Annotated in this window: 24 protein-coding genes and 7 pseudogenes; 14 read left to right on the top strand and 17 right to left on the bottom strand. The window is 76.3% G+C overall.

Annotated elements, in window-relative coordinates:
* Nucleotides 1–24 precede the first annotated feature (24 nt).
* A complete protein-coding gene (locus QMQ26_RS04620; RefSeq protein ID WP_282204846.1) occupies nucleotides 25–852 on the top strand; it encodes a LysM peptidoglycan-binding domain-containing protein in 828 nt (275 codons plus the stop codon).
* Between the two features lie 156 nt (nucleotides 853–1,008).
* Here QMQ26_RS04620 and QMQ26_RS04615 read toward each other — a convergent pair whose 3' ends face one another.
* From QMQ26_RS04615 to QMQ26_RS04605, 3 genes are all read right to left on the bottom strand, one after another.
* Complete coding sequence (locus QMQ26_RS04615) at nucleotides 1,009–1,332, bottom strand: immunity 51 family protein (protein ID WP_282204845.1); 324 nt, start codon at nucleotides 1,330–1,332, stop codon at nucleotides 1,009–1,011.
* A gap of 57 nt (nucleotides 1,333–1,389) precedes the next feature.
* Nucleotides 1,390–1,743 (bottom strand): hypothetical protein, encoded by a 354-nt coding sequence (locus tag QMQ26_RS04610; protein WP_100834991.1) that lies wholly within the window; start codon nucleotides 1,741–1,743, stop codon nucleotides 1,390–1,392.
* 96 nt (nucleotides 1,744–1,839) lie between these two features.
* Nucleotides 1,840–2,952 (bottom strand): YhjD/YihY/BrkB family envelope integrity protein, encoded by a 1,113-nt coding sequence (locus tag QMQ26_RS04605; protein ID WP_282204844.1) that lies wholly within the window; start codon nucleotides 2,950–2,952, stop codon nucleotides 1,840–1,842.
* A 121-nt stretch (nucleotides 2,953–3,073) separates the two neighbouring features.
* Here QMQ26_RS04605 and QMQ26_RS04600 point away from each other — a divergent pair, with 121 nt between their 5' ends.
* Both QMQ26_RS04600 and QMQ26_RS04595 read left to right on the top strand, forming a co-directional pair.
* Nucleotides 3,074–3,496: a hypothetical protein gene (locus QMQ26_RS04600; protein WP_282204843.1), complete on the top strand. Its 423-nt coding sequence runs from the start codon at nucleotides 3,074–3,076 to the stop codon at nucleotides 3,494–3,496.
* On the top strand, nucleotides 3,388–4,146 hold the full coding sequence (locus QMQ26_RS04595) for a mechanosensitive ion channel family protein (protein ID WP_282204842.1): 759 nt from the start codon (nucleotides 3,388–3,390) through the stop codon (nucleotides 4,144–4,146). The genes QMQ26_RS04600 and QMQ26_RS04595 overlap by 109 nt, the downstream gene beginning before the upstream one ends.
* A gap of 138 nt (nucleotides 4,147–4,284) precedes the next feature.
* Here QMQ26_RS04595 and QMQ26_RS04590 read toward each other — a convergent pair whose 3' ends face one another.
* Together QMQ26_RS04590 and QMQ26_RS04585 are read right to left on the bottom strand one after the other, a co-directional pair.
* Entirely contained in the window at nucleotides 4,285–4,806 is a 522-nt protein-coding gene (locus QMQ26_RS04590; protein WP_282204841.1) for a hypothetical protein, read from the bottom strand.
* A gap of 71 nt (nucleotides 4,807–4,877) precedes the next feature.
* Nucleotides 4,878–5,669, bottom strand: coding sequence for a polysaccharide deacetylase family protein (locus QMQ26_RS04585; RefSeq protein ID WP_282204840.1), 792 nt, complete (start codon nucleotides 5,667–5,669; stop codon nucleotides 4,878–4,880).
* 468 nt (nucleotides 5,670–6,137) lie between these two features.
* Between QMQ26_RS04585 and QMQ26_RS04580 the strand changes: the two are divergent.
* Both QMQ26_RS04580 and QMQ26_RS04575 read left to right on the top strand, forming a co-directional pair.
* Nucleotides 6,138–6,590: pseudogene (locus QMQ26_RS04580) on the top strand (GAF domain-containing protein); the annotation flags it as partial.
* A gap of 440 nt (nucleotides 6,591–7,030) precedes the next feature.
* Nucleotides 7,031–8,590: a SpoIIE family protein phosphatase gene (locus tag QMQ26_RS04575; protein ID WP_282204839.1), complete on the top strand. Its 1,560-nt coding sequence runs from the start codon at nucleotides 7,031–7,033 to the stop codon at nucleotides 8,588–8,590.
* 120 nt (nucleotides 8,591–8,710) lie between these two features.
* On the opposite strand, the gene QMQ26_RS04570 is transcribed toward QMQ26_RS04575, so the two are convergent.
* The 3 genes and pseudogenes from QMQ26_RS04570 to QMQ26_RS38665 all read right to left on the bottom strand — a co-directional run bounded on the left by QMQ26_RS04570 (nucleotide 8,711) and on the right by QMQ26_RS38665 (nucleotide 10,759).
* Nucleotides 8,711–9,373, bottom strand: coding sequence for a response regulator (locus QMQ26_RS04570; protein ID WP_282204838.1), 663 nt, complete (start codon nucleotides 9,371–9,373; stop codon nucleotides 8,711–8,713).
* A 235-nt stretch (nucleotides 9,374–9,608) separates the two neighbouring features.
* Nucleotides 9,609–9,965 (bottom strand): annotated as a pseudogene (locus QMQ26_RS38130) (sensor histidine kinase); the annotation flags it as partial.
* Nucleotides 9,863–10,759, bottom strand: a complete 897-nt coding sequence (locus tag QMQ26_RS38665) for a DUF7134 domain-containing protein (RefSeq protein ID WP_449768967.1) — start codon at nucleotides 10,757–10,759, stop codon at nucleotides 9,863–9,865. The gene QMQ26_RS38665 and the pseudogene QMQ26_RS38130, both read right to left, overlap by 103 nt.
* A gap of 284 nt (nucleotides 10,760–11,043) precedes the next feature.
* Here QMQ26_RS38665 and QMQ26_RS04560 point away from each other — a divergent pair.
* The 4 genes and pseudogenes from QMQ26_RS04560 to QMQ26_RS04545 all read left to right on the top strand — a co-directional run bounded on the left by QMQ26_RS04560 (nucleotide 11,044) and on the right by QMQ26_RS04545 (nucleotide 14,901).
* Nucleotides 11,044–12,517, top strand: a pseudogene (locus QMQ26_RS04560) (alpha/beta hydrolase family protein).
* A gap of 119 nt (nucleotides 12,518–12,636) precedes the next feature.
* Nucleotides 12,637–13,320, top strand: a pseudogene (locus tag QMQ26_RS37300) (histidine kinase); the annotation flags it as partial.
* A 283-nt stretch (nucleotides 13,321–13,603) separates the two neighbouring features.
* A complete protein-coding gene (locus tag QMQ26_RS04550; protein ID WP_282204837.1) occupies nucleotides 13,604–14,215 on the top strand; it encodes an ATP-binding protein in 612 nt (203 codons plus the stop codon).
* 39 nt (nucleotides 14,216–14,254) lie between these two features.
* Nucleotides 14,255–14,901: pseudogene (locus tag QMQ26_RS04545) on the top strand (response regulator).
* Nucleotides 14,902–14,908: 7 nt separating this feature from the next.
* On the opposite strand, the gene QMQ26_RS04540 reads toward QMQ26_RS04545, so the two are convergent.
* The 5 genes from QMQ26_RS04540 to QMQ26_RS04520 form a co-directional block, all read right to left on the bottom strand.
* Nucleotides 14,909–15,244, bottom strand: a complete 336-nt coding sequence (locus tag QMQ26_RS04540; protein WP_282204836.1) for a hypothetical protein — start codon at nucleotides 15,242–15,244, stop codon at nucleotides 14,909–14,911.
* Between the two features lie 164 nt (nucleotides 15,245–15,408).
* Nucleotides 15,409–15,567: a hypothetical protein gene (locus tag QMQ26_RS04535; RefSeq protein WP_282204835.1), complete on the bottom strand. Its 159-nt coding sequence runs from the start codon at nucleotides 15,565–15,567 to the stop codon at nucleotides 15,409–15,411.
* Nucleotides 15,546–15,689, bottom strand: coding sequence for a hypothetical protein (locus QMQ26_RS04530; RefSeq protein WP_282204834.1), 144 nt, complete (start codon nucleotides 15,687–15,689; stop codon nucleotides 15,546–15,548). The genes QMQ26_RS04535 and QMQ26_RS04530 overlap by 22 nt, the downstream gene beginning before the upstream one ends.
* Nucleotides 15,690–15,723: 34 nt before the next feature.
* Complete coding sequence (locus tag QMQ26_RS04525; RefSeq protein ID WP_282204833.1) at nucleotides 15,724–16,215, bottom strand: hypothetical protein; 492 nt, start codon at nucleotides 16,213–16,215, stop codon at nucleotides 15,724–15,726.
* Between the two features lie 398 nt (nucleotides 16,216–16,613).
* On the bottom strand, nucleotides 16,614–17,297 hold the full coding sequence (locus tag QMQ26_RS04520) for an AAA family ATPase (protein ID WP_282204832.1): 684 nt from the start codon (nucleotides 17,295–17,297) through the stop codon (nucleotides 16,614–16,616).
* Nucleotides 17,298–17,527: 230 nt separating this feature from the next.
* On the opposite strand from QMQ26_RS04520, the gene QMQ26_RS04515 reads away from it, so the two are divergent.
* The 3 genes and pseudogenes from QMQ26_RS04515 to QMQ26_RS04505 all read left to right on the top strand — a co-directional run bounded on the left by QMQ26_RS04515 (nucleotide 17,528) and on the right by QMQ26_RS04505 (nucleotide 21,150).
* The gene (locus tag QMQ26_RS04515) at nucleotides 17,528–18,409 is read left to right on the top strand and encodes an ATP-grasp domain-containing protein (RefSeq protein WP_282204831.1); all 882 of its coding nucleotides are present in this window, start codon (nucleotides 17,528–17,530) and stop codon (nucleotides 18,407–18,409) included.
* Nucleotides 18,406–19,479, top strand: coding sequence for an ATP-grasp domain-containing protein (locus QMQ26_RS04510; protein WP_282204830.1), 1,074 nt, complete (start codon nucleotides 18,406–18,408; stop codon nucleotides 19,477–19,479). Before QMQ26_RS04515 ends, QMQ26_RS04510 begins: the two co-directional genes overlap by 4 nt.
* Nucleotides 19,467–21,150: pseudogene (locus QMQ26_RS04505) on the top strand (GAF domain-containing protein). The gene QMQ26_RS04510 and the pseudogene QMQ26_RS04505 overlap by 13 nt, the downstream one beginning before the upstream one ends.
* 485 nt (nucleotides 21,151–21,635) lie before the next feature.
* Here the strand turns inward: QMQ26_RS04505 and QMQ26_RS37295 are convergent.
* The 4 genes and pseudogenes from QMQ26_RS37295 to QMQ26_RS04490 all read right to left on the bottom strand — a co-directional run.
* Nucleotides 21,636–21,848: pseudogene (locus tag QMQ26_RS37295) on the bottom strand (DUF6596 domain-containing protein); the annotation flags it as partial.
* A gap of 14 nt (nucleotides 21,849–21,862) precedes the next feature.
* Nucleotides 21,863–22,066: a sigma factor-like helix-turn-helix DNA-binding protein gene (locus tag QMQ26_RS04500; RefSeq protein WP_282204829.1), complete on the bottom strand. Its 204-nt coding sequence runs from the start codon at nucleotides 22,064–22,066 to the stop codon at nucleotides 21,863–21,865.
* Nucleotides 22,036–22,512: a sigma factor gene (locus QMQ26_RS04495; protein ID WP_282204828.1), complete on the bottom strand. Its 477-nt coding sequence runs from the start codon at nucleotides 22,510–22,512 to the stop codon at nucleotides 22,036–22,038. The genes QMQ26_RS04500 and QMQ26_RS04495 overlap by 31 nt, the downstream gene beginning before the upstream one ends.
* Nucleotides 22,485–22,904 (bottom strand): YciI family protein, encoded by a 420-nt coding sequence (locus tag QMQ26_RS04490; protein ID WP_100834977.1) that lies wholly within the window; start codon nucleotides 22,902–22,904, stop codon nucleotides 22,485–22,487. The genes QMQ26_RS04495 and QMQ26_RS04490 overlap by 28 nt, the downstream gene beginning before the upstream one ends.
* Before the next feature lie 286 nt (nucleotides 22,905–23,190).
* On the opposite strand from QMQ26_RS04490, the gene QMQ26_RS04485 reads away from it, so the two are divergent.
* Together QMQ26_RS04485 and QMQ26_RS04480 are read left to right on the top strand one after the other, a co-directional pair.
* Complete coding sequence (locus tag QMQ26_RS04485) at nucleotides 23,191–23,775, top strand: hypothetical protein (protein WP_282204827.1); 585 nt, start codon at nucleotides 23,191–23,193, stop codon at nucleotides 23,773–23,775.
* Entirely contained in the window at nucleotides 23,745–23,975 is a 231-nt protein-coding gene (locus QMQ26_RS04480) for a hypothetical protein (protein WP_282204826.1), read from the top strand. Before QMQ26_RS04485 ends, QMQ26_RS04480 begins: the two co-directional genes overlap by 31 nt.
* Nucleotide 23,976 lies beyond the last annotated feature (1 nt).

Below are 23,976 nucleotides of genomic sequence, written 5' to 3'. Positions count from 1 at the left end.
CCCGGGGCATCCGAAAGGAATCGCATGATCTTCCGTAACGAGACTGCCGCCACCAAGACCGCCACCACCGCCGAGCAGGGCAACCGGAAGCGCAACCGCGTCCGGGCCGCCATCGTCGCGGGCAGTGCGGTGGCCGTCCTCCCGGTGGCCGGCCTCGTGACGGCGACCTCGGCCTCGGCCGCGGACGTGTCCACCTGGGACAAGGTCGCCCAGTGCGAGTCGACCGGCAACTGGTCGATCAACACCGGCAACGGCTTCTACGGTGGCCTGCAGTTCACCTCCTCCACCTGGGCCGCCTTCGGTGGCACCGCCTACGCCCCGCAGGCCGACCAGGCCACCAAGGCGCAGCAGATCGCGGTCGCCGAGAAGGTCCTGGCCTCGCAGGGCCCGGGCGCCTGGCCCGTCTGCTCCGTGCAGGCCGGTCTGACCCAGGGCGGCGCCGCCGCGCAGGTCGACACCTCGTCCAGCAGCACCAGCACCGCCAGCAGCAGCACCGCCAGCAGCAACACCAGCAAGTCGAGCGCCACCGGCGACTCCGCGAGCAGCAGCACCACCGGCACCAAGTCCGCGAAGTCGGCCACCACCGACTCCGACGCGGCCTCCACCAACACCAACACCACCGCCGACAGCGGCAAGTCCTCCTACCAGGGCCACCAGTCCTGGAAGAAGGCCGGCCACACCGGCGGCGGCAACACCACCGGTGGCAGCACCTACACCGTCAAGTCCGGTGACACCCTCGGCGCCATCGCGGCCGCCAACGGCACCACCGTGGACGCGCTGTTCAGCGCCAACGCCCAGACCATCGGCTCCTCCGCCGATGTCATCTACCCGGGCCAGGTCCTGACCGTCTGATCGGAACCCCGATCGGACTCCGGTAGGACCGGACCACCCGCACGACGCCGACGGCCGCCCCTCATGTCGGGAGGGGCGGCCGTCGGCGTTCCCGCATGCGGGACGGGACGGACGGGGGCGGTCGTCAGTCGAACCAGTCGGGCTCGGCGGCGTCGATCAACTCGCGCAGGCCCGGCCGGTCGTGGAAGGCCCCGAGAGCAGCGCGCCGAGCTCGCGCAGCGCCGCCGCGTCCTCCCCGTAGGCGACGAACATGCCGGCCTCCGGGTCGTACCGGAACCGGCCCTCCAACTGCGGCGCCCGCGAGCGGACGGCGGAGCGGGCCACCGCCTCCCAGCCGTAGCCGCCGTTCTGCTGCCCCGCCGCCTCGAACACCTCGTCCACCTCGACCATCCGGTCGTCGGTCAGCAGCAGGCCGTACGAGCCGGGCTTGTGGTCGTACTCGACGAACACCAGCGGGGCGAAGGTCTCACGATCAGTCATGGCCCGGACGCTACCGGTGGCCACCGACAGCTGGGGACGGCCGGGGGAGCGGGGCCGTCAGTAGGGGAGGACCTCCTCGACCGCGCTGGTGCCCGAGCCGGGGCGGGACTCCCACCGCCAGGTCTCGTCCAGCCGCAGCCGGCCGTCGGCGAGCCGGGTCAGGACGCTGGTGCAGTGACCGGAGTTGGTCTCCCCGGCCCGGTTGAGCTGTACGTACCGGAAGTCCACGGTGTCCCCGGTGCGGGTGCCGACCAGGTGCCCGTGCACCACCTCGCCGCCCTGGTAGTCGGCCCACACCAGGCCCTCGTCCTCGTGGTACGCGAACCGGGTGCCGGGGTCGACCTCGCCCTGCTCGGGACGGGACACCGGGGCGAACTCCAGCCCGTCGAGCGAGGGCAGCGCGGACAGCATGGCGGGGCTCCTTGGGCCGGGCAGCGGGTGTGACGCCCAGTCGACCACGCCGGAGCCCGCGTCCACCGGGGCATCCGCATCATGGACAGCCGGTGCTCAGGCGGCGGTCGAACCGCCCCGACGGCCCTCCGGCGGGGCGTCCTTCGCGGGCTCGTCCTTCGGCCGGACGTTCTTCGGCCGGACGTCCTTCGCGGGGGAGTCCTTCGTGGAGGCGTCCTTCGAGAGGGTGTCCTTCGCGGGCGCGTCCTCCCGGGGCTCGTCCGTGAAGTCGACGTCGACGCGCTGTTCGGGGCGGCGCTCCTCCTGGCGGGCGATGTCCCCCAGCACCTGCTCGTCCGGGCCGGTCATCGGCGGCTGGAGCAGGGAGCGGGGCCACAGGCGGCGGGCCAGGACGGTGTTGGCCTCGGCGGCGTACACGGTGACCTGGGCGGCCAGGTACAGCCAGGAGAGCAGGCCGATCACGGTGGCGAAGAAGCCGTAGACGGCGGTGGCGTGCCGCAGTTGGTGGGTCACCAGGGCGGCGCCGAACGCCTGGAGCAGGGTGAAGAGCGGGCCGGCGAGGAAGCTGCCCGGCCACAGCGAGCGGACCGGGACCTCCTTCGGGGTGAGGATCCACAGGCAGGCCAGGAACAGCAGGGTGTTGAGGACCGCCGCGAGCAGCAGCCCGCCGATCCGGGCGGCCGGTCCGCCCAGCGCGGCGCCGACCAGGGCCGCCGCGGCCGTGCTCAGCAGCAGGCCGGTGCCGAGCGTGGCGAACAGCGCCAGGCTGCGCCAGAGCCGGGACCAGTAGCCGGGACGCTGGAAGTTGGGGACGTTCCACACCTCGGCCATCGCGTGCTGCAGCACCTGCGCGATGCCGAGCGCGCCGTAGAGCAGGCCCGCCGCACCGATCACCAGCGCCAGCCCGCTGCCCTGCACCGAGTGCACGTTCTCCCGCAGCTGGTCGCCGATGATCGGGAAGTCGGCGAGCGCCGAGTCGACCACGGCCTGCTGCGCGTCCGGGTGCCCGTGCAGGACGAAGCCGAGCACGGTGGAGAGCAGGAGCAGCAGCGGGATCAGTGAGACGAAGCCGTAGTAGGTGATCAGCGCGGCCAGCAGCCCGCCCCGGTCGTCGCCGTACTTCTTGACCACCCCGACCACGACGGCCAGTGGTCGGCGGCGCTGCTGGGTGCGGTCGACGGCGCGCAGGGCGCGTTCGAACGGGTTCACGGCTCGGGCTCCTCACAGTGACGGACGGCACTCGCGCGTATGCCCCGCCGGGGGTGTGAACGCACGGGGGACGGAAAGGCGGGCGGAGGACCCGGAGCCGAGTGGTGAGGAGGCAGGGCAGGTGTGGTGGTGGAGCGCGGTGCGGTTGGTGGTGGTCGGCGCGACGGTGGCCCTGGTGCTGTACGGGGTCGACCGGGTCGTGGAGGTGACGACGCGACGGCTGCCCGCGCGAGCGGGGAACGTGCCCCGGGTGCTGCGCGGCTGCCGCCGCCCGATCCTCGCCGTGACCGGCTGCGGGCTGCTGCTGGCCGCGATGCCGTGGGTGCGGGCGCCCGACGGGATCGGGCACCTGCTGGTGCTGGCCACCATCGGCTCGTGCGCCTGGCTGGCCGCGCGGGCCGCCGCGCTGGTGCTGGACGGGCGGTGCGGCTCGCGGTGCGGCGCCGGGACGCCGCCTGGGCCGGGCGGGCCCGCACCCAGGTGGGCCTGCTCAGCCGCATCCTCCAGGCGGCGATCGCGCTGCTGGCGCTGGCCGGGATGCTGATGACCTTCCCGGCGGTCCGGGTGGTCGGCACCAGCCTGCTGGCGTCGGCCGGGCTGGTCGGCGTGGTCGCGGGCATCGCCGCGCAGAGCGCGCTCTCCAACCTGTTCGCGGGCATCCAGATGGCCTTCGGCGACCTGGCCCGGATCGGTGACGTGGTGGTGGTCGGCGGCGAGTGGGGCACCGTCGAGGAGATCACCCTGACCGCGGTGGTGATCGCCACCTGGGACCAGCGGCGGATCGTGATGCCGATGTCGTACTTCGCCGGCCGCCCGTTCGAGAACTGGTCGCGCCGCTCCGACCGGATCACCGGCACCGCGCTGCTGCACCTCGACCACAGCACCCCCGTCGACCTGCTGCGCGCCGAGTTCGAGACCTACCTGGCCAAGAACCCGCACTGGGACGGCGAGGGCAGCGCCCTCCAGGTCGTCGACACCACCCCGACCACCCTGGTGGTGCGCGCCCTGGCCACCGCCGCCAACGCGGGCGACGCCTTCGAACTCCGCTGCGAACTGCGCGAACACCTGATCGGCTTCCTCCGCGAACACCACCCGCACGCCCCCCCCGCGTCGCGGTCGCCCCCGCCCCCGGCGACCGGACGGACCCGACCACCGCGACGGACACGGCGCACGTGGCGGACACGGGGCACGTAGTGGACGCGGCGCACGTGGCGGACACGGGGCACGTGGCGGACGCGGAAACGGCGGCGGCGAGGACGCGGGCCTGACGGCGGGGCGAGGGCCTCACCGGGTCGCGGTCAGGGCGCGGTGCGGTCAGGAGACGGGATGCGGTCAGGAGACGCGGTGCGGTCGATCCACAGCCGGGTGCCGGTGTGGTCCGCGCCGGGGACGAGCAGGTAGACGAGCCGGCCGCCGCGCTCGCGCTCCCGTGCCGCCGTCCACCGGGAGACCACGAGCAGCCCGGCGGACCCCCCCCACCGCCAGCAGACAGGAGGGGAACCGCTGCGCCGCGCCGATCGTGCCGAATACCAGCACGAGCGGGAGCAGCAGGGACGTCGCCCGGAGCGAGACCAGCTTCGACTCCTGCTCCTCCGGCAGCGGTTCGAGGTGGGCGGGGAGGTCGTCCGGCTCCTGCGCCAGGCGCCTGGCGCAGAAGGCGATCCCGTACCCCGCGGTGCCCAGCAGGCCAACGGCGAACATCGCGGGGTACAGCACCGCGAGAGTCGTCGGCGCGTACCGGCTCGGACGCCACAGCAGGGCCGGCATGGAGCCCATCACCGACAGCAGGAGCAGCTGCGCCCCCGTGACGCGCAGGAAAGCGACGACGCGCACCAGGCGCAGTTCGGTCCTCATGGTGGCCCCGGTTCGGAACAGGTCCGATGACGAATGGACGGCATCGTAGCGGTCCGCGCGGGGCCGGGGGCTCAGAGGTAGTCCTCCAGGCGGGCGATGGCGAAGCCCTGGGCGGTGGCGGCGTCGACGACTCGGCGCAGCATGTCGGGCATGGTGCCCTTCCAGTCGGTGGAGGGGGCGCGGAAGTGGGTGAGGACGATGTCGCCGGGGTGGAACTGCTGGTCGGCGTAGCGCCACTCCAGGTGGTCGGGGAAGGCTTCCTCGTTCCACAGCGGGAAGGCGGTGACGCCGCAGGAGGCGGCGGTGCGCAGGGCGGCCTCGGTGTACTCGCCGTAGGGGGGCCGGAACAGGCGGGGGCGGGTGCCGGACACCTGCTGGAGGTGGTCCTGCTGGTCGCAGATCTCGTGCCGGAGGGCGTCGGCGTCGAGGCGGCGCAGGTCGGGGTGGGTGAGGGTGTGGTTGTCGAGCGTGACGCCGTGGGCCTGGAGGGCGCGGAAGTAGCCGTAGTCGGAGCGGGCCAGGTAGTCGGAGAGGAACGCGGACATCGGGACGCCCAGCTCGGCGGCCATCGCCGCGAACTGCGGGTCCTTCTCGGCGCCGTCGTCGACGGTCAGGAACACCACCTTGTCGGTGGTCGGGACGCGGTAGACCACCGGTGGCAGCCCCGGGGCGCGCTTGACGCCGGGCCCGTCGGCCAGCTCGGGCTTGACGGCGGGCGGGGCGGGGGCGCGCAGCGGGAGCGCGGCCAGGCCCCAGCGGCGGGCGGCGGCGAGGGCCTGCTGCACGCCCGCCCGCTGCTCGGCGGCGGACACCCGGGCGTTCAGTTCCTGCCCGGCGGCGGCCTGCGGCCGGGCGGCGGGCATCGCGGCGAGCGCGGCCTGGGCGGCGAGCGCGGCTTGGGCCGCTTGGGCGGCTTGCGCTGCCTGGGCCTGCGCCGCTTGACCCGCCTGGGCCTGGGCCTGGGCCGCCGGGACGGCCTGTACGGCGGGTGCGCCGGTGGCGGGCGGGGCGGCCGGGGCGGAGGTGCGGGCGGGGTCCTGGGCGTGCAGGGCGGAGCAGCCGACGGTGAGGGTGGCGAGCGCGGTGAGGGCGGCCAGGCCCCGGCGGTGGCGGCGTCCCGGCCCGGAGCGGCGGGTGGGGTGCGGGTGCTGCGGGCACCGGGGGTGCCGGGAGCGCTGGGAGTGCTGGAGGGCACGGTGGAGGGGGTCGCCATACCGGCAGATGATCCCCTTGTCGTATCTGTCGTACCGACACGCCGTGGAGCGTCACCCGGACGGAGCGACACCGTCCCCCGTTTGACTCGACCCCGGCGGCGGCGTACAGAGTGAGACATGCGCCCGGGTGTCCCGGCGGACCCGTCCGGCCCGCCCCCACGGACCGACCCCGAACCGGCGACGCGCACCGGCCCCCCGCCCGGCGCCGCCCGCCCGCGCTGGGGCACGGCCGCGGAGGCGCTGCTCGCCGACGGCCTGCTGCGCGCCGTCCGGGCCACCGCCGCGTACGGGGGCGTGCTCTACCTGCACTCCGCCGACCGCCGCTCGCTGGCCGTCGCCGCCGTCGTCGGCATCCCGCTCAGCCTGATCGAACCGTTCCGGCGGATCGCCGTCGCCGCGCCCCTGCCGGTCGCCGACTCCTACCGGGCCGGCCGCACCATCGTGCTCGCCGACGCCGACGACACCATGCGCCGCTACCCCCGCCTCGCCGTCGGGCTCCCGTACGCGCACGCCTCCGCCACCACGCCCGTCACCGTCGGCGACCGGACCTTCGGCGTGATCGCCGTCTTCTGGCCCGCCGGCGGCGCCCGCCCGCCCGCCGCCACCCGCCGCCAGCTGCGCACCGCCGGCAACCGCCTGGCCACCGGCCTGCTGCCGTACGGCGACCGGGCCCGCGGGGAGCGCCCGCCCGTCGTGGTGCCGCTGCCGGTGCCCGGTGGCGACGGCATCCGGCTCGGCTTCCTCGACTGGGACCTGGCCGAGGGCCGGCTCACCGCCGACGAACGGCTGCGCGAGATCCTCGGCACCGGCCCGTACGACGGCCGCACCGCCGCCCTGCTGGACCGGATCGTCCCGAGGACATCGCCCCGCTGCGCGAAGCCGCCCGGCACGCCGCCCGGCAGGGCCGGCCGTTCACCCACCGGGTCCGGCTCCGCGACCCCGGCGGCGGCACCCGGCAGCTCGACCTGTCCGGGCACCCCGTCACCGGCTCCGCCCGGCTGGTCGTCGCCGTGGTCGACGCGAGCGCCGCCGCGGCCACCACCGCCGCCGTGGAACGCCTGCGCGACGGCGTCTTCGCCCTCGACCCGGACGGCCGGATCGGCTACGTCAACCACAGCGCCGAGCTGCTGCTGCACGCCCCCCGCGCCGAACTGCTCGGCCGGCGCCCCTGGGACGCGCTGGCCTGGCTCGCCGACCCCGCCTACGAGGACCGCTACCGCTCCGCGATGCTCGCCCAGCAGCCCACCGCGTTCCTCGCCCGCCGCCCGCCCGGCCACTGGCTGGCCTTCTCGCTCTACCCCGACGCGCACGGCCTCACCGGCCGGATCGTGCCCGCCGCCCCCACCGAGGACACCCCGCTCCCCGAGGCCCCGCCCGCCGTCCCGGCCTCCCTCGGCGGCGTCTACCACCTGCTGCAACTCGCCTCCGCGCTCACCGAGGCGGTCACCGTCCGCGAGGTCGCCGACGCCGTCGCCGAGCAGATCCTGCCCGGCTTCGGCGGCCAGGAACTCGCCCTCTACCTGGCCCGCGGCGGACGGATGCACCTGGTCGCCGAGACCGGCTACCCCGCCGGCTTCCTCGACCCGTTCGAGGGCACCCCGATCCGGGCCCGGCTGCCCGGCACCGAGGTGTTCACCACCGGCGCGCCGATCTTCTTCGAGTCCGGGAACGAGCTCTCCGCCGCCTACCCCGGCATCCCGCGCGACGAGATGGCCGCCTGGGCCTTCCTCCCGCTGATCGCCTCCGGCCACCCCGTCGGCAGCCTCATCCTCGGCTTCGACCGCCCCCGGGTGTTCACCTCCGAGGACCGTTCCGTCCTCACCGCCCTCGGCGGCCTGATCGCCCAGGCCCTCGAACGCGCCCGCCTCTACGACGCCGAGTCCGCCGTCGCCCGCGGCCTCCAACAGGCACTGCTGCCGCACCGGCTGCCCGCCGTCCCCGGCCTCGACATCACCGCCCGCTACCTGCCCGGCACCCGCGGCATGGAGATCGGCGGCGACTGGTACGACGTCCTGCCCACCCCCGACGGCGGCGTCGTCCTGATCATCGGCGACGTCGAGGGGCACAGCGTCAAGGCCGCCGCGCTCATGGGCCAACTCCGCAGCGCGGTAAGGGCGTTCGCCAGCGGGGACGACCCCGTCGAGACGGTCGCCCGCCGCACCAACCACCTGCTCGTCGACCTCGACGCCGGACTGCTCGCCTCCTGCTGCCTGCTGCGCCTGGACCCCGCCACCCGCACCCTGCGCGCCGTCCGGGCCGGCCACCCCCCGCCGCTGCTGCGCGCACCCGACGGCCGCACCACCGTCCTCGACCTGGACGGCGGGCCGCTGCTGGGCATCGACGACGGCCTCGACTTCCCCGCCACCGAGATCCGGCTGCCGCCGGGGGCCACCCTCGTCCTCTACACCGACGGCCTGGTCGAATCCGCCGCCGCCCCCCTCGCCGAGGGCATCGACCGCCTCCGCACCGCCCTCGCCCACGCCCCCACCTCCCCCTCGAACCACTCGCCGACCTCCTCCTCGGCCAGGCCCGCCACGACGGCCACCGGGCGGACGACACCGCGGTACTGATCGCGCGGCTGACGGGGACGCCCTGACGGGGGCGTTCCGGCGGGGGACGCCCGGGCGGGAGCGTTCCGGCGGGGACGTTCTGGTGGGCCGGACGTCTCGGCGGGCGGTGGCCGGGGCTGGTCAGGTCGGGCGGACGAGGTGGCAGTCGTAGGCGAAGACCACGGCCTGGACGCGGTCGCGGAGGTCGAGTTTGTGCAGGACGCGGCCCAGGTGGGACTTCACGGTGGCTTCCGCGAGGTGGAGGGCGGCGGCGATCTCGGCGTTGGACAGGCCGCGGCCCACCTGGACGAGCACCTCGCGTTCGCGGGCGCTGAGGCGGGCGAGCCGTTCGTCGCGGTCGGTGCCCGCGCCGTCGGGGAGGTACGGGCGGAAGTCCTCCAGCAGGCGGCGGGTGATCCGGGGGGAGAGGACGGCGTCGCCCGCGGCCACGTTGCGGATCGCGGTGAGCAGTTCCTCGGGCCTGGTGTTCTTGAGCAGGAAGCCCGAGGCGCCGGCGCCGAGCCCGGCGAAGGCGTACGCGTCCAGGTCGAAGGTGGTGAGGATCAGCACCTTGCTGCGCGGGCGGAGCCGGGTGATCTGCCGGGTCGCCTCGATCCCGTCGGTGCCGGGCATCCGGACGTCCATCAGGACGACGTCGGGGCGCAGTTCCCGGGTGAGGCGCACGGCCTCGGCGCCGTCCGCGGCCTCGCCGACCGGGGTCAGGTCGGGCTGGGCCTCCAGGATGGTGCCGAAGGCCAGCCGGAGCAGGGCTTCGTCGTCGGCGATCAGGACCCGGATCGTCATGCGGACCCCGCCGGGACGCCGTCGAGCCGGAGGCGGGCGCGGACCGCCCAGCCGCCGCCCGGGAGCGGTCCGGCCCGCAGCGTCCCGCCGTGGGCGGCCACGCGTTCGCGCATGCCCGCGATGCCGTGGCCGGGGGTCTCGTGGCCGGGGTCTCGTGCCCCACGGGTACGGGTAGGGGCTGGCCCGGGTTGTCGTCGGTGACGTCCACGGTGACGGCGGTGGCCGTGCAGCGGATGCGGACCTCGGCGCGGGTGCCGGCGGGGGCGTGCTTGAAGGTGTTGGTCAAGGCTTCCTGCACCAGGCGGTGGACGGTCAGTTGGACGGTGGCGGGCAGCCGGGCGGGCTCGCCCCGGACGTCGACGCGGGTCGGCAGCCCGGCGGCGCGCATCCGGTCGGCCAGGTCCGCCAGTTGGGCGATGCCGGGCAGCGGGTGGCGCTGCGCGTCCGGTTCGTCGGTGCGCAGCAGGCCGAGCGAGCGCCGCATGTCGGTCAGGGCCTGCCGGCCGGTCTCGGCGGCCCGGAGCATCGCGGCGGTGGCCTTGTCGGGCGAGTGGTGCCGGGCGTGGACGGCGGCGTCGGTGAGCGCGACCATGACGGACAGGTTGTGGGTGACGATGTCGTGCACCTCCCGGGCGATCCGGGTCCGCTCCTCGGCGACGGCCAGCCGGGCCTGCTGGTCCTGCTGCTGCTCCAGGCGCGCGGCCCGTTCCGCCAGGACCGCGAGGTAGGCGCGGCCGGTCCGCGCGTTGGTGCCCAGGGTGGCGGCGGCGACCACCGTCGCGGCCAGGGCGAGGAAGGGGCCTGGAACGCGCCTCCGGTCGTCCAGCGCAGGCAGGCCAGCAGGGCCCCGCCGGTCAGGACGGCGCAGGCGAGCAGCGTGTCGCGCCGCGCCGTCGTGTCGCGTCGTACCGTCGTGTCGCGTCGTACCGCCGTGTCGGGTCGTACCGCGGTGTCGTGCCGTACCGCCGTGTCGGGCCCCGCCGTGTCGGGTCGCGCCCGGTCGGGCCGTCCGGCGTGCGCGGCCACCGCGTACAGGGCCACCAACAGGGCCGCGTCCGCCGGTAGTTGGACGCCGACCAGCCACTGGACGCCGGCCGCGGCGGCCACCGCAGCGAACACCGAGCGCGGGGCCCGGCGCCGCCACCGCAGCGGCAGTACGAGCGCGGTGGTGAGGGCGGCGGCCACCGGGAGTTCGCGCGGCGCGTGGGTGGCGGCGACGTGGATCAGCAGCAGGGAAAGGAGCAGTGCCGTCGGCAGCGACTCCCTTACGGGGGAGGGGAGTTGGAGCTGATCGATCCGGCGGCGCAGGGCCGTCCCCACCCGCCGTGCGGTCTCCCGGCGGGGGCCGGGGTGGGCCGTGCCGGGCCCTGCGGCGGCCTCGGTCATCACACGCGTCCCTGCCGTTCGGTCGTTCGGTGCCGCGTTCGGTGCCGCGTTCGTGCGGCGCGGCGCGTCGCGCGGTGCTGCCACGGTAGGCCGCGGGGGCGGCGGCGCACATGCGCCCGGCGTCGGAGGGCGGCGGGCCGGGGTACGACCGCAGGAGGAGTCCCGGTACCTCCCGAGGTCGCAGAACGGCCGCCCGCCAGGGGTGTTCGGCTGCGACCGCGGGGGCAGCGCGGAGGCGACCCGGGGGCGATGTGGCGGGGGCGGCCCGCGCCGAGGATGGCGGCGTGACCGAGACCATCACGGGGCTTTCGCTGTCCCTTCCGGAGTTCCTGGCCGTCCTGAGCGCCGTCGCGCTGGTGGCGGCCCGCTGGCTTCCCCCGGCCGCCCGCCCGCGGGCCGCCGTCGCGGCGGGGGCGGTGTTCGCGCTGTCCGCCGCCGTGCTGGGTGGGCTGGGCGTCCGCTGGCAACTGCTGCCGGTGCTGGCGGGCGGCGCCGTCGCGCTGCCGTTCGCGCTGTCGTCCGTCCTGGCCCCGCCGCTGCGGCGGCTGCGCCGTCGCCCCGCCCGGCCGGCCCGGCGGGCCCCGTGGTGGCTGGCGCTGCCGGGGTCGGCGGCCTGCCTCGGGCTGATCGCGGCGGGGCCGGTGGCCGCCTGGGCGTTCCCGGTGCCGGTGTTCCCCGAGCCGTCGGGCCCCTTCGCGGTCGGCACCCGGGTGGTGCAGTGGACCGACCAGGACCGCCCGGAGACCTTCACCGCCGACCCGGACGACCGGCGCACGGTCGTCGTCCAGCTCTGGTACCCCGCGCGGTCCAGCTCCGCGGGCACGCCGCGGCCCCGTACCTCGGACGCACGCCGCAGGAGGCGCGCACCGTGGCCGACGCGCTCGCCGACGGCGTCGGGCTGCCCGGCTTCCTGTTCGACGGCGCCGCGCACGCCCGGACCCGGGCCGTCGCGGACGCCCCGGTGGCCGGCGGGGACGAGCGGTTCCCGGTGGTGCTGTTCTCCCCCGGCTCGGGCGGGGCGCGCACCCAGAACACCGCCTGGGCCGAGGAACTGGCCGGCCACGGCTACCTGGTGGCCGCCGTCGACCACCCGTACGACTCCGCGGCGGTGGTCCTCGACGACGGCCGGACGGTCCGCGCCGCGACCGCCTCCAGCGGCGACCGGGACACCGACGAGCGGCTCGCGGCCGACTGGACGGCCGTCCGGGCCGCCGACCTCGGCTTCGTCCTCACCCGGCTGGAGGACCTGGACCGGCCCGGCGGCGCCGACCCGCTGGCCGGCCGCCTGGACACCGGCCGGGTCGCCGCGACCGGCCACTCCATGGGCGGCGCCGCCGCCCTCCAGGCGGCCCGGCGGGACCCCCGGATCGACGCCGTCATCGACCTGGACGGCTTCCCGCACGGCCCCGCGACCCCGCCCTGCACCAGCCGGTGCTGGCCCTCACCCAGGACCTCACCCCGGGCACCGACCCGCGCTACCTGCCCCGCCTCACCGAGGCCCTCACCGCCGACACCGCGACGAGCTACCGCCTCACCGTCCCCGACGCCGCCCACCTCGCCTTCACCGACGCCCCCCTCTACCTGCCGCCGGTCCCCTCGATCGTCGGCACCCTGGGCCGCACCGCCGCCCCCCGCCTCGTCGCCGCGACCACCCTCGCCTTCCTGGACGCCACCCTCCGACACGCCCCCGGCGACCTCCCCGCCACCCTCGCGCCCTACGGCCACCTCACCGTCCACCCCCCGAGCACGGACGGCTGACCGGCCCCCGATCGTGAGACCGTCCGGCGGAGGGCCCGGAGCGACGATGGTCGGGGCGGGCGGGCGACTTTCGGGGGCATCGGGGGCGGGGCGGGGTGGCTAGGGTCGGGCGGGTGAGGATGCGGACGTGGATCGGGCGGGCGTTCCCCGGGCCCTGGGGGTGGGCGGCGGCGGGCCGGGAGGTGCTGGGCGGGCTGCTGGTGTGCGGGCTCGCGGCGCTGTTGCAGGCGGGCGACAGCGGGGGGTGGCCGTCCGGGCTGGTGGTGGGGGCGTGCGCGGTGCTGTTCGCGCTGCGGCGCGGGCTGCCCGGGACGGTGCTGGTGGCGTCGGCGGCCGGGGTCGGCGGGCCGACCGGGTTCCTGCCGCTGCTGGTCGCCGCCGGGTACGCGGCCGGCCGCCGGATCAGCCGCCCGTGGCGGGCCCCGGCGGTGCTGGCACTGGGCTTCCTGGGCACCGTCGGCGTCGGCGTCCTGCAGAACCGGCGCGACCACTTCCCGCTGCCCGTCCTGCTCGGCCTGTGCGTCGCCGGGTACCTGCTGATCGGCGTGCTGCCCGCCGTCATCGGCCGCTACCGGGCCCAGCGCGTCGCCCTGCTCGCCAGCCTGCGCGAGCACAACGCGCAACTGCTGCGCGAACGCGTGATGATCGCCCGGCAGGCCCGGCTGCGCGAACGCCACCGGATCGCCCAGGACATGCACGACAGCCTCGGCCACCAGCTCGCCCTGATCGCCGTGCACACCGGCGCCCTGGAGGTCGACCGCACCCTCGGCGCGCAGCAGCGCGAGGCCGTCGCCGTGCTGCGCCAGGCCGCCACCGGCGCGATGCGCGAACTGCGCGAGGTGGTCGGCCTGCTGCGCGAGGACACCGCGACCGCCCCCGGCGGCGTCGACGCCGTCGACCGCCTGGTCGAGACCTCCGGCGCGGCCGGCGCCCGGATCGAGCTGCGCCACCTGGGCCCCCCGCCCGCTGCCCGCGCCCACCGGCCACGCCGCGTACCGGATCGCCCAGGAGGGACTGACCAACGCGCACAAGCACGCCCCGGGCGCGGCGATCGAGCTGACCGTCCGCTACGAGCCGGACGCCCTGGTGGTGGAGGTGGTCAACGGCCCCGGCGGGGACGGCGCCGCGGCGGTCTCCGGCGGGCAGGGCCTGACCGGGCTGCGCGAACGGGCCCGGCTGCTGGGCGGGATGGTACACAGCGGGCCGCTGCCGGACGGCGGCTTCCGGCTGGCCGGGATGCTGCCCTACACCGCGGAGGGGGCCCGCGCCGCCGTCCCCGAGGACGAGGAACTCGCCCTGCCGGCCGTCGAGTCGGCCGAACCGGAGAAGCGCCGCCGGAGCCCCGCGGTGGGCTGCGCGCTCGGCGCGCTCGCGGTGCTCGGGGTGGTGGCCGCGGTCGCCGTGCTCGGCGCGGTCATGTTCGTCAGCTCGATGCGGGACGCCACCGTCCCGGCCCGGCTGTACGACAGCATCGAGGTCGGCCAGGGCGAGCAGTCCGTCAACGAACGGCTGCCGGTCGGCAGCGAGTTCCTCACCCACGACTTCCGGAAGATCGGCCCGCCGGTGCCGGCGGGCGCGCACTGCCGCTGGTTCGACGGCGACCGGGAGAGCGGACTGGACGGCGACCAGGACGTGGTCCGGTTCTGCTTCGAGGACGGCCTGCTGGTGGAGAAGCAGCACTTCCATGGCAAGGTGTGAGCCGAGAACGGGCGCAGGCGGAGAAGGGGAGGACGGGTGGTGATCCGTGTCCTGGTGGCCGACGACGAGCCGCTGATCCGGGCCGGCATCCGGATGATCCTCACCTCCGCCCCGGACGTCGAGGTGGTCGGCGAGGCCCCCGACGGGGCGCAGGCGCTGCGGCTGGCCCGCGAACTCGCCGCGGACGTCCTGCTGCTGGACATCCGGATGCCGGTCCTGGACGGGCTGAGCGCGCTCGCCGAACTGCCCCGCGCCGCGCCCGGCACCCGGGCCATCGTGCTCACCACCTTCGGCGAGCGGGAGAACGTCCTGCGGGCGATCACCTCCGGCGGCGCCGGCTTCCTGCTCAAGGACACCGCGCCGGGCGAGCTGATCCAGGCCGTCCGGGCCGCCGCCACCGGCCACGCCTTCCTCTCCCGGCCGCCACCCGGCACATCGTGGACAGCCTCGCCGGCGGCCCGGCGGCCGCGCGCGGCGAACAGGCCAGACGCCGACTGGCCGTGCTCACCGCCCGCGAACGCGCCGTGGTCGAGCTGCTCGGCGAGGGGCTGTCGAACGCCGACACCGGCGCCCGCCTGCACATGAGCGAGGCGACGGTGAAGACCTACGTCAGCCGCATCCTGGCCAAACTCGACTGCGAGAACCGGGTGCAGGCCGCCCTGCTGGCCCGCGACGCGGAACTCTGACGCACCGTCAGGTCCACTCCTCCGGCAGCGGCAAGCCGAGCTGCCCGGCCCGCTCCACGTACGCCTTCCGGATCTGCCGCAGCGCCTCGGGCCGATACGGGTCGTCCGGCGCGATGGCCGCCGCGACGTCCAACGCCTCGGCCAGCAGCGCCCGTTGCAGATTCGACCGGAGCAACACCGGGTGGTGGGCGGTCAGTTCGATCGCCGCCAGCGCCAGCCTCGGCAGGTGCACCGTCGGGTTCTCCCCGGCCAGCAGGCGGTGCGCCCGGTACGCCTGCCACGGGGTGGGCGGCTCGCTGCCCGCCAGCAGCACCCGCGCCCGCAACGCCAGTTCCTGATCCACGTGTGAGGACACACGGCTCCCATCGATCTCGTCCAAAGGGGGAATGCGGACGAGTCTGCGGCCCGCGGGGCGGGTCGGACAAGGGAGGACGGACGTGCGCTCGGTCCTACCGGAAACGGCCGTGAACAGGCAGAATGTGGATCGATACGCTGCCGGGAGGGTGCTCAGGTGGTGGCGGCGGTGACGGCTCCGGTGACGGCTCCGGTGACTGCGGGGTCCGATTCCGCGCCCAGGTCGGCGTCCGCGCCCAGGTCGGCGTCCGCGGCCGGTTCGGTGGTCGAGGCGGCGAGGCGTTCGCCGATCAGGTCGAGTTCCGCGGACACCTGGGCGCGCAGCGCGGGCAGCAGGGCGAGGGCCGCGCGGGCGGCGTCCGGGTCGGGGTGCGGTCCCGGTGGGCGGCGGCGACGGCGGTGCGCAGCGGCAGGACGGCCAGCGCGGTCTCCACGCGGTGCGGTGCACGCCGGTGGCGTAGCGGGAGGTCAGGTACTCCAGCGGGGCGAGGGCGAGCGCGTCCCGGTCGGCGGGCCCGGCGAGCCGGTGCTCGGGCAGCAGCCAGGCCACCCCGTCCCGGCCACCAGGTCGAACGCCCGGGACAGGTCCGGGGCCGCCGGGCCGCGCGCCGCCTCGATGGTCGCCGCCGCCAACAGCCGCTCCAGCATGGCCGCTTCGCGCGGGTCGGTCGGCCGGTCGGGGTGCTCCTGCCCGGCCAGCAACTGCTCCAGGTGGTAGCGCTGGCCCCAACTGCCCACCGAGCGGTGCATCGCCCCGGCCCGGGTCTCCCGGATCGCGGCCAGCGCCAGCGCCCGGGTGGTCAGGTCCCGGCGCACCGCGAAGGCACCGGCCGCCCCGTCCGGGAACAGCCGCTCCAGCGCGCACCGGACGGCGTCCACCGTCGGCCCGTCGTACCAGCGCAGCGTCCAGCGCTGCCCGACCGGCTCGTACTGCGGCTCGACCGGGACGCGGAACTGCACGGACAGCCGATCGGCGACCCGCCGGGCCAGCGGGCCGTGCGACGGGGACCGGGGGGCCTGCGGAGGCCGCGGGGCCTGCGGCTGCGAAGCCGCCGGCGCGCTGTGCGCGGACCCGGGCGCGGGCGCGCGGCGCGCTCCGGGGTGCGTTCGGGGGTGACCATGGCCGGAGACTAGCCACGGCCGACCGCAGGCCACGGCCCCGGCGGGCGACGCGCGGAGCGGCTCAGCGTTCGCCGCAACCCGCGACGCGAGAGGCGCGGCCGGGCCGCGACGGGCGAGCCGTGGCCGGTCGGCGGTCCGTCAGGCGGCGCGGGCCGGTCGACCGCCGGCCGCAGCCGGTGGCGGGCCGAACCGGGACGTAGGCGCTTGGCGGTCCGTCAGGTGGCGGAGCCGGGCCGTCAGGCGTCCTCAGCCGCCGGCCGGGACGGCCATGGGCGCGGTCGGGGCGGTGCGGGGTGCCGGGAGGAGGTGTTGCGGGCCGGGGTCGAGGCCGGGGCCGGGGTGAACTCGATCGTGGTGAGGCGGGCGGCGGATGCGCGGGGCAGCAGGACGGCGGAGGCCACGCCGGGGGGCAGCGGGCCGTCGGCGGTGACCAGGGCGCGCAGTGCGGCGGCGGCGCGGCGGTGGCGGGCGAAGGCGTAGCGGGAGACCCGGCGGCCGCGGCGGCGCTGTCCGTCGGCGGCCTGCGCGGGGCTGGCGTCGAGCAGCAGCAGGTGCAGGCGGCGGCCCTGCCGGGCGGTGGTCCGGGCCAGGGCGCGGCGCACCCAGGGCAGGGTGCCGCAGTCGTGGACGACCAGCGGACCGCCGGCCCGTATCGCCGCGCGCAGCCGCAGGTAGTGGGCGAGCCGGACCAGCGGCCGGTAGAGCGCGTACGGGACGCCGGGCAGGGCGCGGGCGAACCGGGCCCGGGTGTGCTGGGAGTCGATCACCCGGGCGCGGGCGCAGCGCCGCATCAGGGTGCTCTTGCCGCTGCCGGGCAGCCCGGAGACCACCAGGACGTCGTCCGCCGGGTAGGCCAGTCGGGCCGGGGCGGGACGACCGGTCAGGTCGTGCCGGGCGTGCGGGCGCAGCTGCGGGGACACACGGTCCTCCTCAAAGGGTCTGCCAAGGGGGCGTCATGTGAACGTCATGCCCAGGGAAGTCGGTTCCAGCCCTCGTCAGGGCAGCTGTGACGCGGCTGTATCCGTTCCCGGACACCCTGGGTGAAATCCGACGGATGATCCATGGCAGGGTGGGCGGACGCGATTCGCCCCGGGGGAGTCCGACGGGGGCGGAGGGGAACAGTGGGAACAGTGGGAATGGGGTGGGGCGCATGAGGTTCTGCTTCCTGGTCGAGGAGCACTACCGCAACGACGGGATGCCGCTGGCCGTGGTCGAGCACCTGCGGGCCACCGGCCACCGGGTGGACGTGCTGCGCCCGGGCGCCGACCTGCTCGACCTCGCCGAACTGGTGCGCGCGGGCGAGCACGACGCGTGGGTGCTCAAGACCGTCTCCGGCGGCCCGGGTCTGGGGCTGCTGGAGTCCGCCGCCGCGGCCGGTCTGACCACCGTCAACGACGCCCGGGCGATCCGCCCGGTCCGCGACAAGGCGCAGGCCGCCGTGGTCGCCGCGCTGCACGGCCTGCCGATGCCGCGGACCTGGGCCGCCGCCGACCCGGCCGCGTTCGCCGCGATCGACGCCCGCCGCTACCCGCTGGTCGTCAAGCCCGCCGACGGCTCCTCGGGGCGCGCCGTCCACCTGGTCGAACGGCCCGAGCAGCTGGCCGAGTTGGCCGCGCCCGCGGACGGCGGACTGCTGATCGCCCAGCCGTACGTCCGCAACGACGGCTGCGACCTGAAGGTGTACTGCGCGGGCGGCGAACTGTTCGCCACCCGGCGCACCTCGCCGCTGCACCCGAACCGCCCCGCCGTGGAGCGGCCCGTCCCGCTGCCGCGCGAGGTCGCCGCGCTCGCCGCGCAGGTCGGCGAGGTGTTCGGCCTCGACCTGTACGGGCTGGACGTGCTGATCGGCCCGGACGGCCCGGTGGTCGTCGACATCAACGACTTCCCGAGCCTCCGCCAAGTCCCGGACGCCGTCGAGCGGGTGGCCGACGCCGTGGTCCGGCTGGCCCGCACCGGCTCCTCCTGGCCCACCCCCGGCGCGGGCCCGCTGCTCACCGACGCCGGGGTCCCCGAGGCCCGGGCCGCCCGGTGACGCCGCCCCGGCCGCCCCGGCCGGCCCCGGCGTCCCGACCGCTGCGGATCGCCCTGGTCGCCCGCGAACCAGGCCACCCGCTGCTCGCCGGGGCCCTTCAACTGCTCCAGCGGGAAGGGCACTTGGCGGTCGGCCGGGACGAACCGGCGGACGTGGTGCTGCTCAAGGCGCGCGACCCGCACGCGCTGCGGCGGGCCGAGCGGTACGAGCGGGCGGGCACGCCCGTGCTCAACTCGGCCGCCGTCACCGCCCGTTGCCAGGACCGCGCCTGGATGGAGCGCACCGCCCGGGCCGCCGGACTGCCGTTCGCCGCCACCCTCGGCGGCGGCGTCCTCGCCGAACTCGCCTGGCCCGGGCCGGTGGTGGTGAAGAGCCGGCACAGCCGCAAGGAGGACCTGGTGGCCCGGGCCGACACCCCCGCGCAGTGGCGCGCGCTCGCCGAGCGCTGGCCGGGGGAGCCGGTGCTGCTCCAGCGGCCGGTGTCCGGCGACGGCTGGGACCGCAAGCTGTGGGTGGTCGGCGGGCAGGTCTTCGCCGAGCAGCGCCGCTCCGAGCTGGAGCCCGGCGGGCCGGAGCGCCGCCCCTGGACGCCCGACCCGGACGAGCGGGCCATCGCCCTGGCCGCCGGGAGGCGTTCGGGCTCCAGGTGTACGGCGTCGACCTGCTGCCGGGCCCGGACGGCCCGGTCGCCGTCGACGTCAACGCCTTCCCCGGTGTCCGCCACCAGGCCGGCGCCCCCGAGGCGCTCGCCGCGCTCGTGCTGCGCACCGCCGGACGCTGAGCCCACCGCAGTGCCGGACGCTGAGCCGCCCGCACCACCGGGCGCGCCGCCCGTCCCGCCGAGACCAGTGGTCCTGCGGAGACCGATGCCCGTCCCGCCGAAACCGTTGCCCGGTACGCCCGTTCCGGTCGTGACCTGCCGGTTCCCGGCGCGCGGAGCGCCTACCGCATCCGCACCCCGTCGGTCCACCCGCCCCGGGCGTCTGCGAGAATCGGTGCGCGGCGGAGCCACGGACGAGGGAGGAACGCGGTGCGCGAGGAGGAACCGCGGTCGCGGATGCCGCAGCTGAGGCTGGACGAGCTGCTGGCCGAGCTGCAGGCCCGGATCGACGTGGCCCGGGGCACCCGGGACCGGGTGCACAGCCTGCTGGAGGCCGTCCTGTCGGTCGGCCGGGAGCTGGAACTTACCCAGGTGCTGCGCCGGATCGTGGAGGCGGCGGCCGTCCTCGCCGACGCCAAGTACGCGGCGCTCGGCATCATCGGCCCCGACGGCGACACCCTCTCGCAGTTCCTGACCGTCGGCCTGGACGAGGAGGAGATCGCCCGGATCGGCCCCTACCCGACCGGCAAGGGCCTGCTCGGCGAGCTGATCCGGCACCCGCAGCCGCTGCGCCTGGAGAACCTCACGGAGCACCCGGCGTCCACCGGCTGCCCCGCCCACCACCCCGAGATGCGGACCTTCCTGGGCCTGCCGGTGCGGGTGCGCGACGAGGTGTTCGGCAACATCTACCTGACCGACAAGCGCGGCGCGGCCGGGTTCGACGACGACGACGAGTCGGTGATCGCCACCCTCGCGGTCGCCGCGGGCGTGGCCATCGACAACGCCCGCCTGTACGAGGAGGCGCAGCGCCGGCAGCGCTGGCTGACCGCCACCGCCGAGATCAACCGACGTCTGCTGTCCGGGAGTTCGCGCACCCAGGTGGTGGAGCTGATCGCCCAGCGGGCCTGCGACATCTCCGGCGCGAAGCTGGCCGAGGTGCTGACCGCGCTGCCCGACGACAGCGGCCTGCGGGTCGAACTGGCCCTCGGCGGGGACGTCAACGGCGGGTCGGGGTGGCGGTGGCGCTGGACGGCACGATCTCCGGCGCGGCCTGCGCGACCGGCTTCCCGGTCACCTCGCCCGACCTGGCGCAGGACCCGCGCTACCCCGGCTGCGTGCCGCGCTTCGAGGGCATGGGCCCGGCCGTCGCGGTGCCGCTGGGGCGGGCCGAGGGCCACACCGAGGGGTGCTGCTGCTGGTGCGCGGCAGCGGCGAACCGGAGTTCACCGAGCGCGAGATCGACCCGCTGCTGGGCTTCGCCGACCAGGCCGCGCTCGCCCTGGAGCTGGCCGAACGGCGGCGCGACGCCGAGCAGTTGGCCGTCCTGGAGGACCGCGACCGGATCGCCCGCGACCTGCACGACCTGGCCATCCAGCGGCTGTTCGCCACCGGCATGACGCTGCAGAGCGCGTCCCGGTTCATCGACCACCCCGGCGCGGCCGACCGGGTCCTGCGGGCGGTCGGCGACCTGGACGAGACCATCAAGATCATCCGTTCGACGATCTTCGGGCTGCGGGTGCGCGAGGCCGGCGCCGGGCAGGGCCTGCGGGCCCGGGCCGTGCACGTGGTCGAGGAGGCGCAGGCCGCCCTCGGCTTCGCGCCCCGGCTGAGCATGGAGGGCCTGCTCGACACCGACGTGCCGCCCGCCGTCGCCGACCACCTGGTCGCCGTCCTCGGCGAGGCGCTCAGCAACGCCGCCCGGCACGCCCGGGCCGGCCGGGTCGAGGTCACCCTCCAGGCGGCCGGCGGCCAGGTCGCGCTGACCGTCCAGGACGACGGCGTCGGCATCCCCGCCCAGGGCCGCCGCAGTGGCCTGCGCAACCTGGAGGAGCGTGCCCGCACCCTCGGCGGCTCCCTCGCCGTCACCGCCCCGCCCGCCGGCGGCACCGTCCTCAACTGGAGCGTCCCGCTGGGCCACTGACGATCCGTCAGGACCGGGGCGCCGGACCCGCCGTCAGCCCAGCGCCGCCGCCTTGCGCAGCAGGACGGCCCGTTCGCGGCGTTGCCGCAGCGCCGGGCGGCGAGTTCGAGTTCGGCGCGGGCCTCGGCGGTGCGGCCCAGGCGGGAGAGCAGTTCGCCGCGCACGCTCGGCAGCAGGTGGGAGCCGGGCAGCCGGCCGGTGGCGAGCAGGTCGTCGACGAGGGCCAGCGCCTCGGCCGGGCCGCTCGCCATCGCGACCGCGACCGCCCGGTTCAGCTCGACCACCGGCGACGGGGCGATCCGGCCGAGCGCCTCGTAGAGCAGCACGACCTGCTCCCAGTCGGTCTCCGCCACCGAGGGCGCCACCGCGTGGCAGGCGGCGATCGACGCCTGCAACCCGTACGGCCCCAGACCGCGCCCGGTCGACGCGGCCCGGCCGAGCGCCGCCACCCCGCGCCGGATCGCGGAGCGGTCCCAGCGCCCGCGGTCCTGGTCCTCCAGCAGCACCGCCTCCCCGTCCGGCCCGGTGCGGGCCGGGAAGCGCGCCGCCGTCAGCTCGAACAGCGCCAGCAGGCCGTACGGTTCGCCCTCGTCCGGCAGCAGGGCGGCCAGCGTCCGGGCCAGCCGGATCGCCTCGTACGCGAGGTCCGGACGGAGCAGGTCCGCGCCCGCCGTCGCGGTCGACCCCTCCGTGAACACCACGTACAGCACGCTCAGCACCGCGCCAGCCGGGCCCGCCGCTCCTCGGCGGGCGGCAGCTCGAACGGGACGCGGGCCGCCGCGATCGTCTTCTTCGCCCGGGTGATCCGGGCCTGCACGGTGGGCACCGGCACCAGGAACGCCCGGGCGATCTCCTCGCTGGACAGGCCGCTCACCACGCGCAGCGTCAGCGCCACCCGGGCCTCGGGCGAGAGCACCGGGTGGCAGGCGGTGAACACCAGCGCCAGCACGTCGTCGTCGATCCGGTCCGGGTCCCACGGCAGGTCGTCGGCCGCCCGCCGCCGGGCGCCGCGCCCGCGTGCGCCTCGCCCTCGGCGAGCGGGCCCGCCAGCAGCGCGTACCGGCTGTCCAGCGCCGAGCGGCGGCGGAAGGCGTCCACCGCCCGCCGCCGGGCGGTGGTCAGCAGCCAGCCCACCGGCTCGGCGGGCGCGCCGTCGCGCGACCAGCGGACCAGCGCCTCCGCCAGCGCCTCCTGCGCGACGTCCTCGGCCAGCGCGAAGTCCCCGGTCCAGCGGGCCAGCGCGCCGACCACCCGGGCGGACTCGATCCGCCAGACCGCCGCGACGGCCCGCCGCGCCGCCTCGGTGACCGGCGGGCCGTCGTCGGTGGCCGGCATCAGAGCTGACCGGTCCGCTCGCGCCACGCCCGCTCCTTGACGATCCACTCGTTGTCCTGCGGGAACTCCTCGATGCCCGGCACCCGCCGCACCTCGCACTTCGCCCCCGGCATCGCCGGCAGCCGCTTCGCCCACTCCACGGCCTCCTCCTTCGACGCGACGTCGATCAGGTAGAACCCGCCGAACAGCTCCTTCGTCTCCCCGTACGGCCCGTCCGTGACCACCGGCACCTCGCCGTCGAAGTCGACCACCGCGCCCTGCGACGCGTCGTCCAGGCCCTCGGCGGCGACCAGCACGCCCGCCCGGATCAGCTCCTCGTTGAACCGCCCCACCGTTGCGAGCATCTCCTCGAAGGGCGTCTCCATCATCTTCGCGAGCGTCTCGTCCGTCGCCCGCATGATCAGCATGTACTTCGCCATCGCCGCTCTCCTCGTTCTCGGGGCCGTGTTCCGACCCTCTCTACCCCAAGGTCGAACGGCACGGGCGCGGATCGACACGGGAACCGGAAAAGTTCGCCCTCCTCCCCGCACCGCCCGCCCCCTGCATCCGCTCCGCTCCCCGATGATCAGCCGGGCGGACCGTCCTACGTGCACCTGCCGGATGTTCGCCGGGCGGGAACGGGCGCGGGACGAAGACCGTCATGGTTCTGCAACAGCCTGCCGGACCCCCGCCGGGCCCGGCGACCGGGGCGTCTAGGTTGGGCGGATGAGCCTTTCGACCGAAGCGGTCGCCGCGGCGGGGGCGGCCTGGGTGTGGATGCCGGACGACGCCGAGGTCGTCGAGGACGCCGGGTACACGATCCTGCGGCTGCCCGACTACTACGGGTTCGACCTGTCGGTGGTCTCCTTCACCCCCGCCGGACCGCTGGCCCCGGCCGTGGACGCCGTGCTGGCACGGGCCCGGACGCTCGGACCGCCGGTGCTCGACTGGCAGGTGCTGATCGGCGACCCGCCCGGCCTGCGCGACGAACTGGCCGCGCGCGGCGGGCGGGTGAAGCTCGGCCTGGAGATCCTGGCCGCGGACCTGGCCGACGGCGCACCGGCGCTCCGGCCGCCGACCGCACCGGTGGAACTGCGCTGGGCCACCGACTTCGTGACGGTGCGGGACGGGGCCGCCGTCGAGGTCACCGGCTTCGGCGGCGAACTCCCGCCCGCCACCCGGCTGGAGCGCACCGCGGCCAGGAACGCCAAGGCCACCCCGGCGGGCCGGGCGGCACGCTCGTCGCCTACCTGGACGGTGAGCCCGTCGGAACGGGCGGCGTGGCGGTCGTGGACGGCGTCGCCCGGCTGACCGGCGGCGTGGTCGTCCCGGCCCGGCGGGGCCGCGGGGTGTACCGGGCGGTGCTGGCCGCCCGGCTCGACTACGCGGCGGCGAACGGAGCGACGATGGCCCTGGTCAAGAGCAACCCGGCCACCTCCGGGCCGGTCCTGCGGAGGACCGGTTTCACCGCCTTCGGCCAGGAGCCCGTCTACGCCCTCCCGTTGGGCTGAC

Origin of the sequence: Kitasatospora fiedleri (genome assembly GCF_948472415.1) — a bacterium.
GTDB lineage: Bacteria > Actinomycetota > Actinomycetes > Streptomycetales > Streptomycetaceae > Kitasatospora > Kitasatospora fiedleri.
Note: the sequence above shows the minus strand (reverse complement) of the source record. Positions and strands in the feature narration are given on the sequence as shown.

Bases quoted from the DNA above. Each gene is read 5' to 3' on its own strand.
- QMQ26_RS04620 (WP_282204846.1), top strand. From the start codon at position 25: ATGATCTTCCGTAACGAGACTGCCGCCACCAAGACCGCCACCACCGCC.
- QMQ26_RS04615 (WP_282204845.1), bottom strand. From the start codon at position 1,332: ATGACTGATCGTGAGACCTTCGCCCCGCTGGTGTTCGTCGAGTACGAC.
- QMQ26_RS04610 (WP_100834991.1), bottom strand. From the start codon at position 1,743: ATGCTGTCCGCGCTGCCCTCGCTCGACGGGCTGGAGTTCGCCCCGGTG.
- QMQ26_RS04590 (WP_282204841.1), bottom strand. From the start codon at position 4,806: ATGAGGACCGAACTGCGCCTGGTGCGCGTCGTCGCTTTCCTGCGCGTC.
- QMQ26_RS04585 (WP_282204840.1), bottom strand. From the start codon at position 5,669: ATGCCCGCCGCCCGGCCGCAGGCCGCCGCCGGGCAGGAACTGAACGCC.
- QMQ26_RS04570 (WP_282204838.1), bottom strand. From the start codon at position 9,373: ATGACGATCCGGGTCCTGATCGCCGACGACGAAGCCCTGCTCCGGCTG.
- QMQ26_RS38665 (WP_449768967.1), bottom strand. From the start codon at position 10,759: ATGACCGAGGCCGCCGCAGGGCCCGGCACGGCCCACCCCGGCCCCCGC.
- QMQ26_RS04515 (WP_282204831.1), top strand. From the start codon at position 17,528: ATGAGGTTCTGCTTCCTGGTCGAGGAGCACTACCGCAACGACGGGATG.
- QMQ26_RS04490 (WP_100834977.1), bottom strand. From the start codon at position 22,904: ATGGCGAAGTACATGCTGATCATGCGGGCGACGGACGAGACGCTCGCG.
- QMQ26_RS04485 (WP_282204827.1), top strand. From the start codon at position 23,191: ATGAGCCTTTCGACCGAAGCGGTCGCCGCGGCGGGGGCGGCCTGGGTG.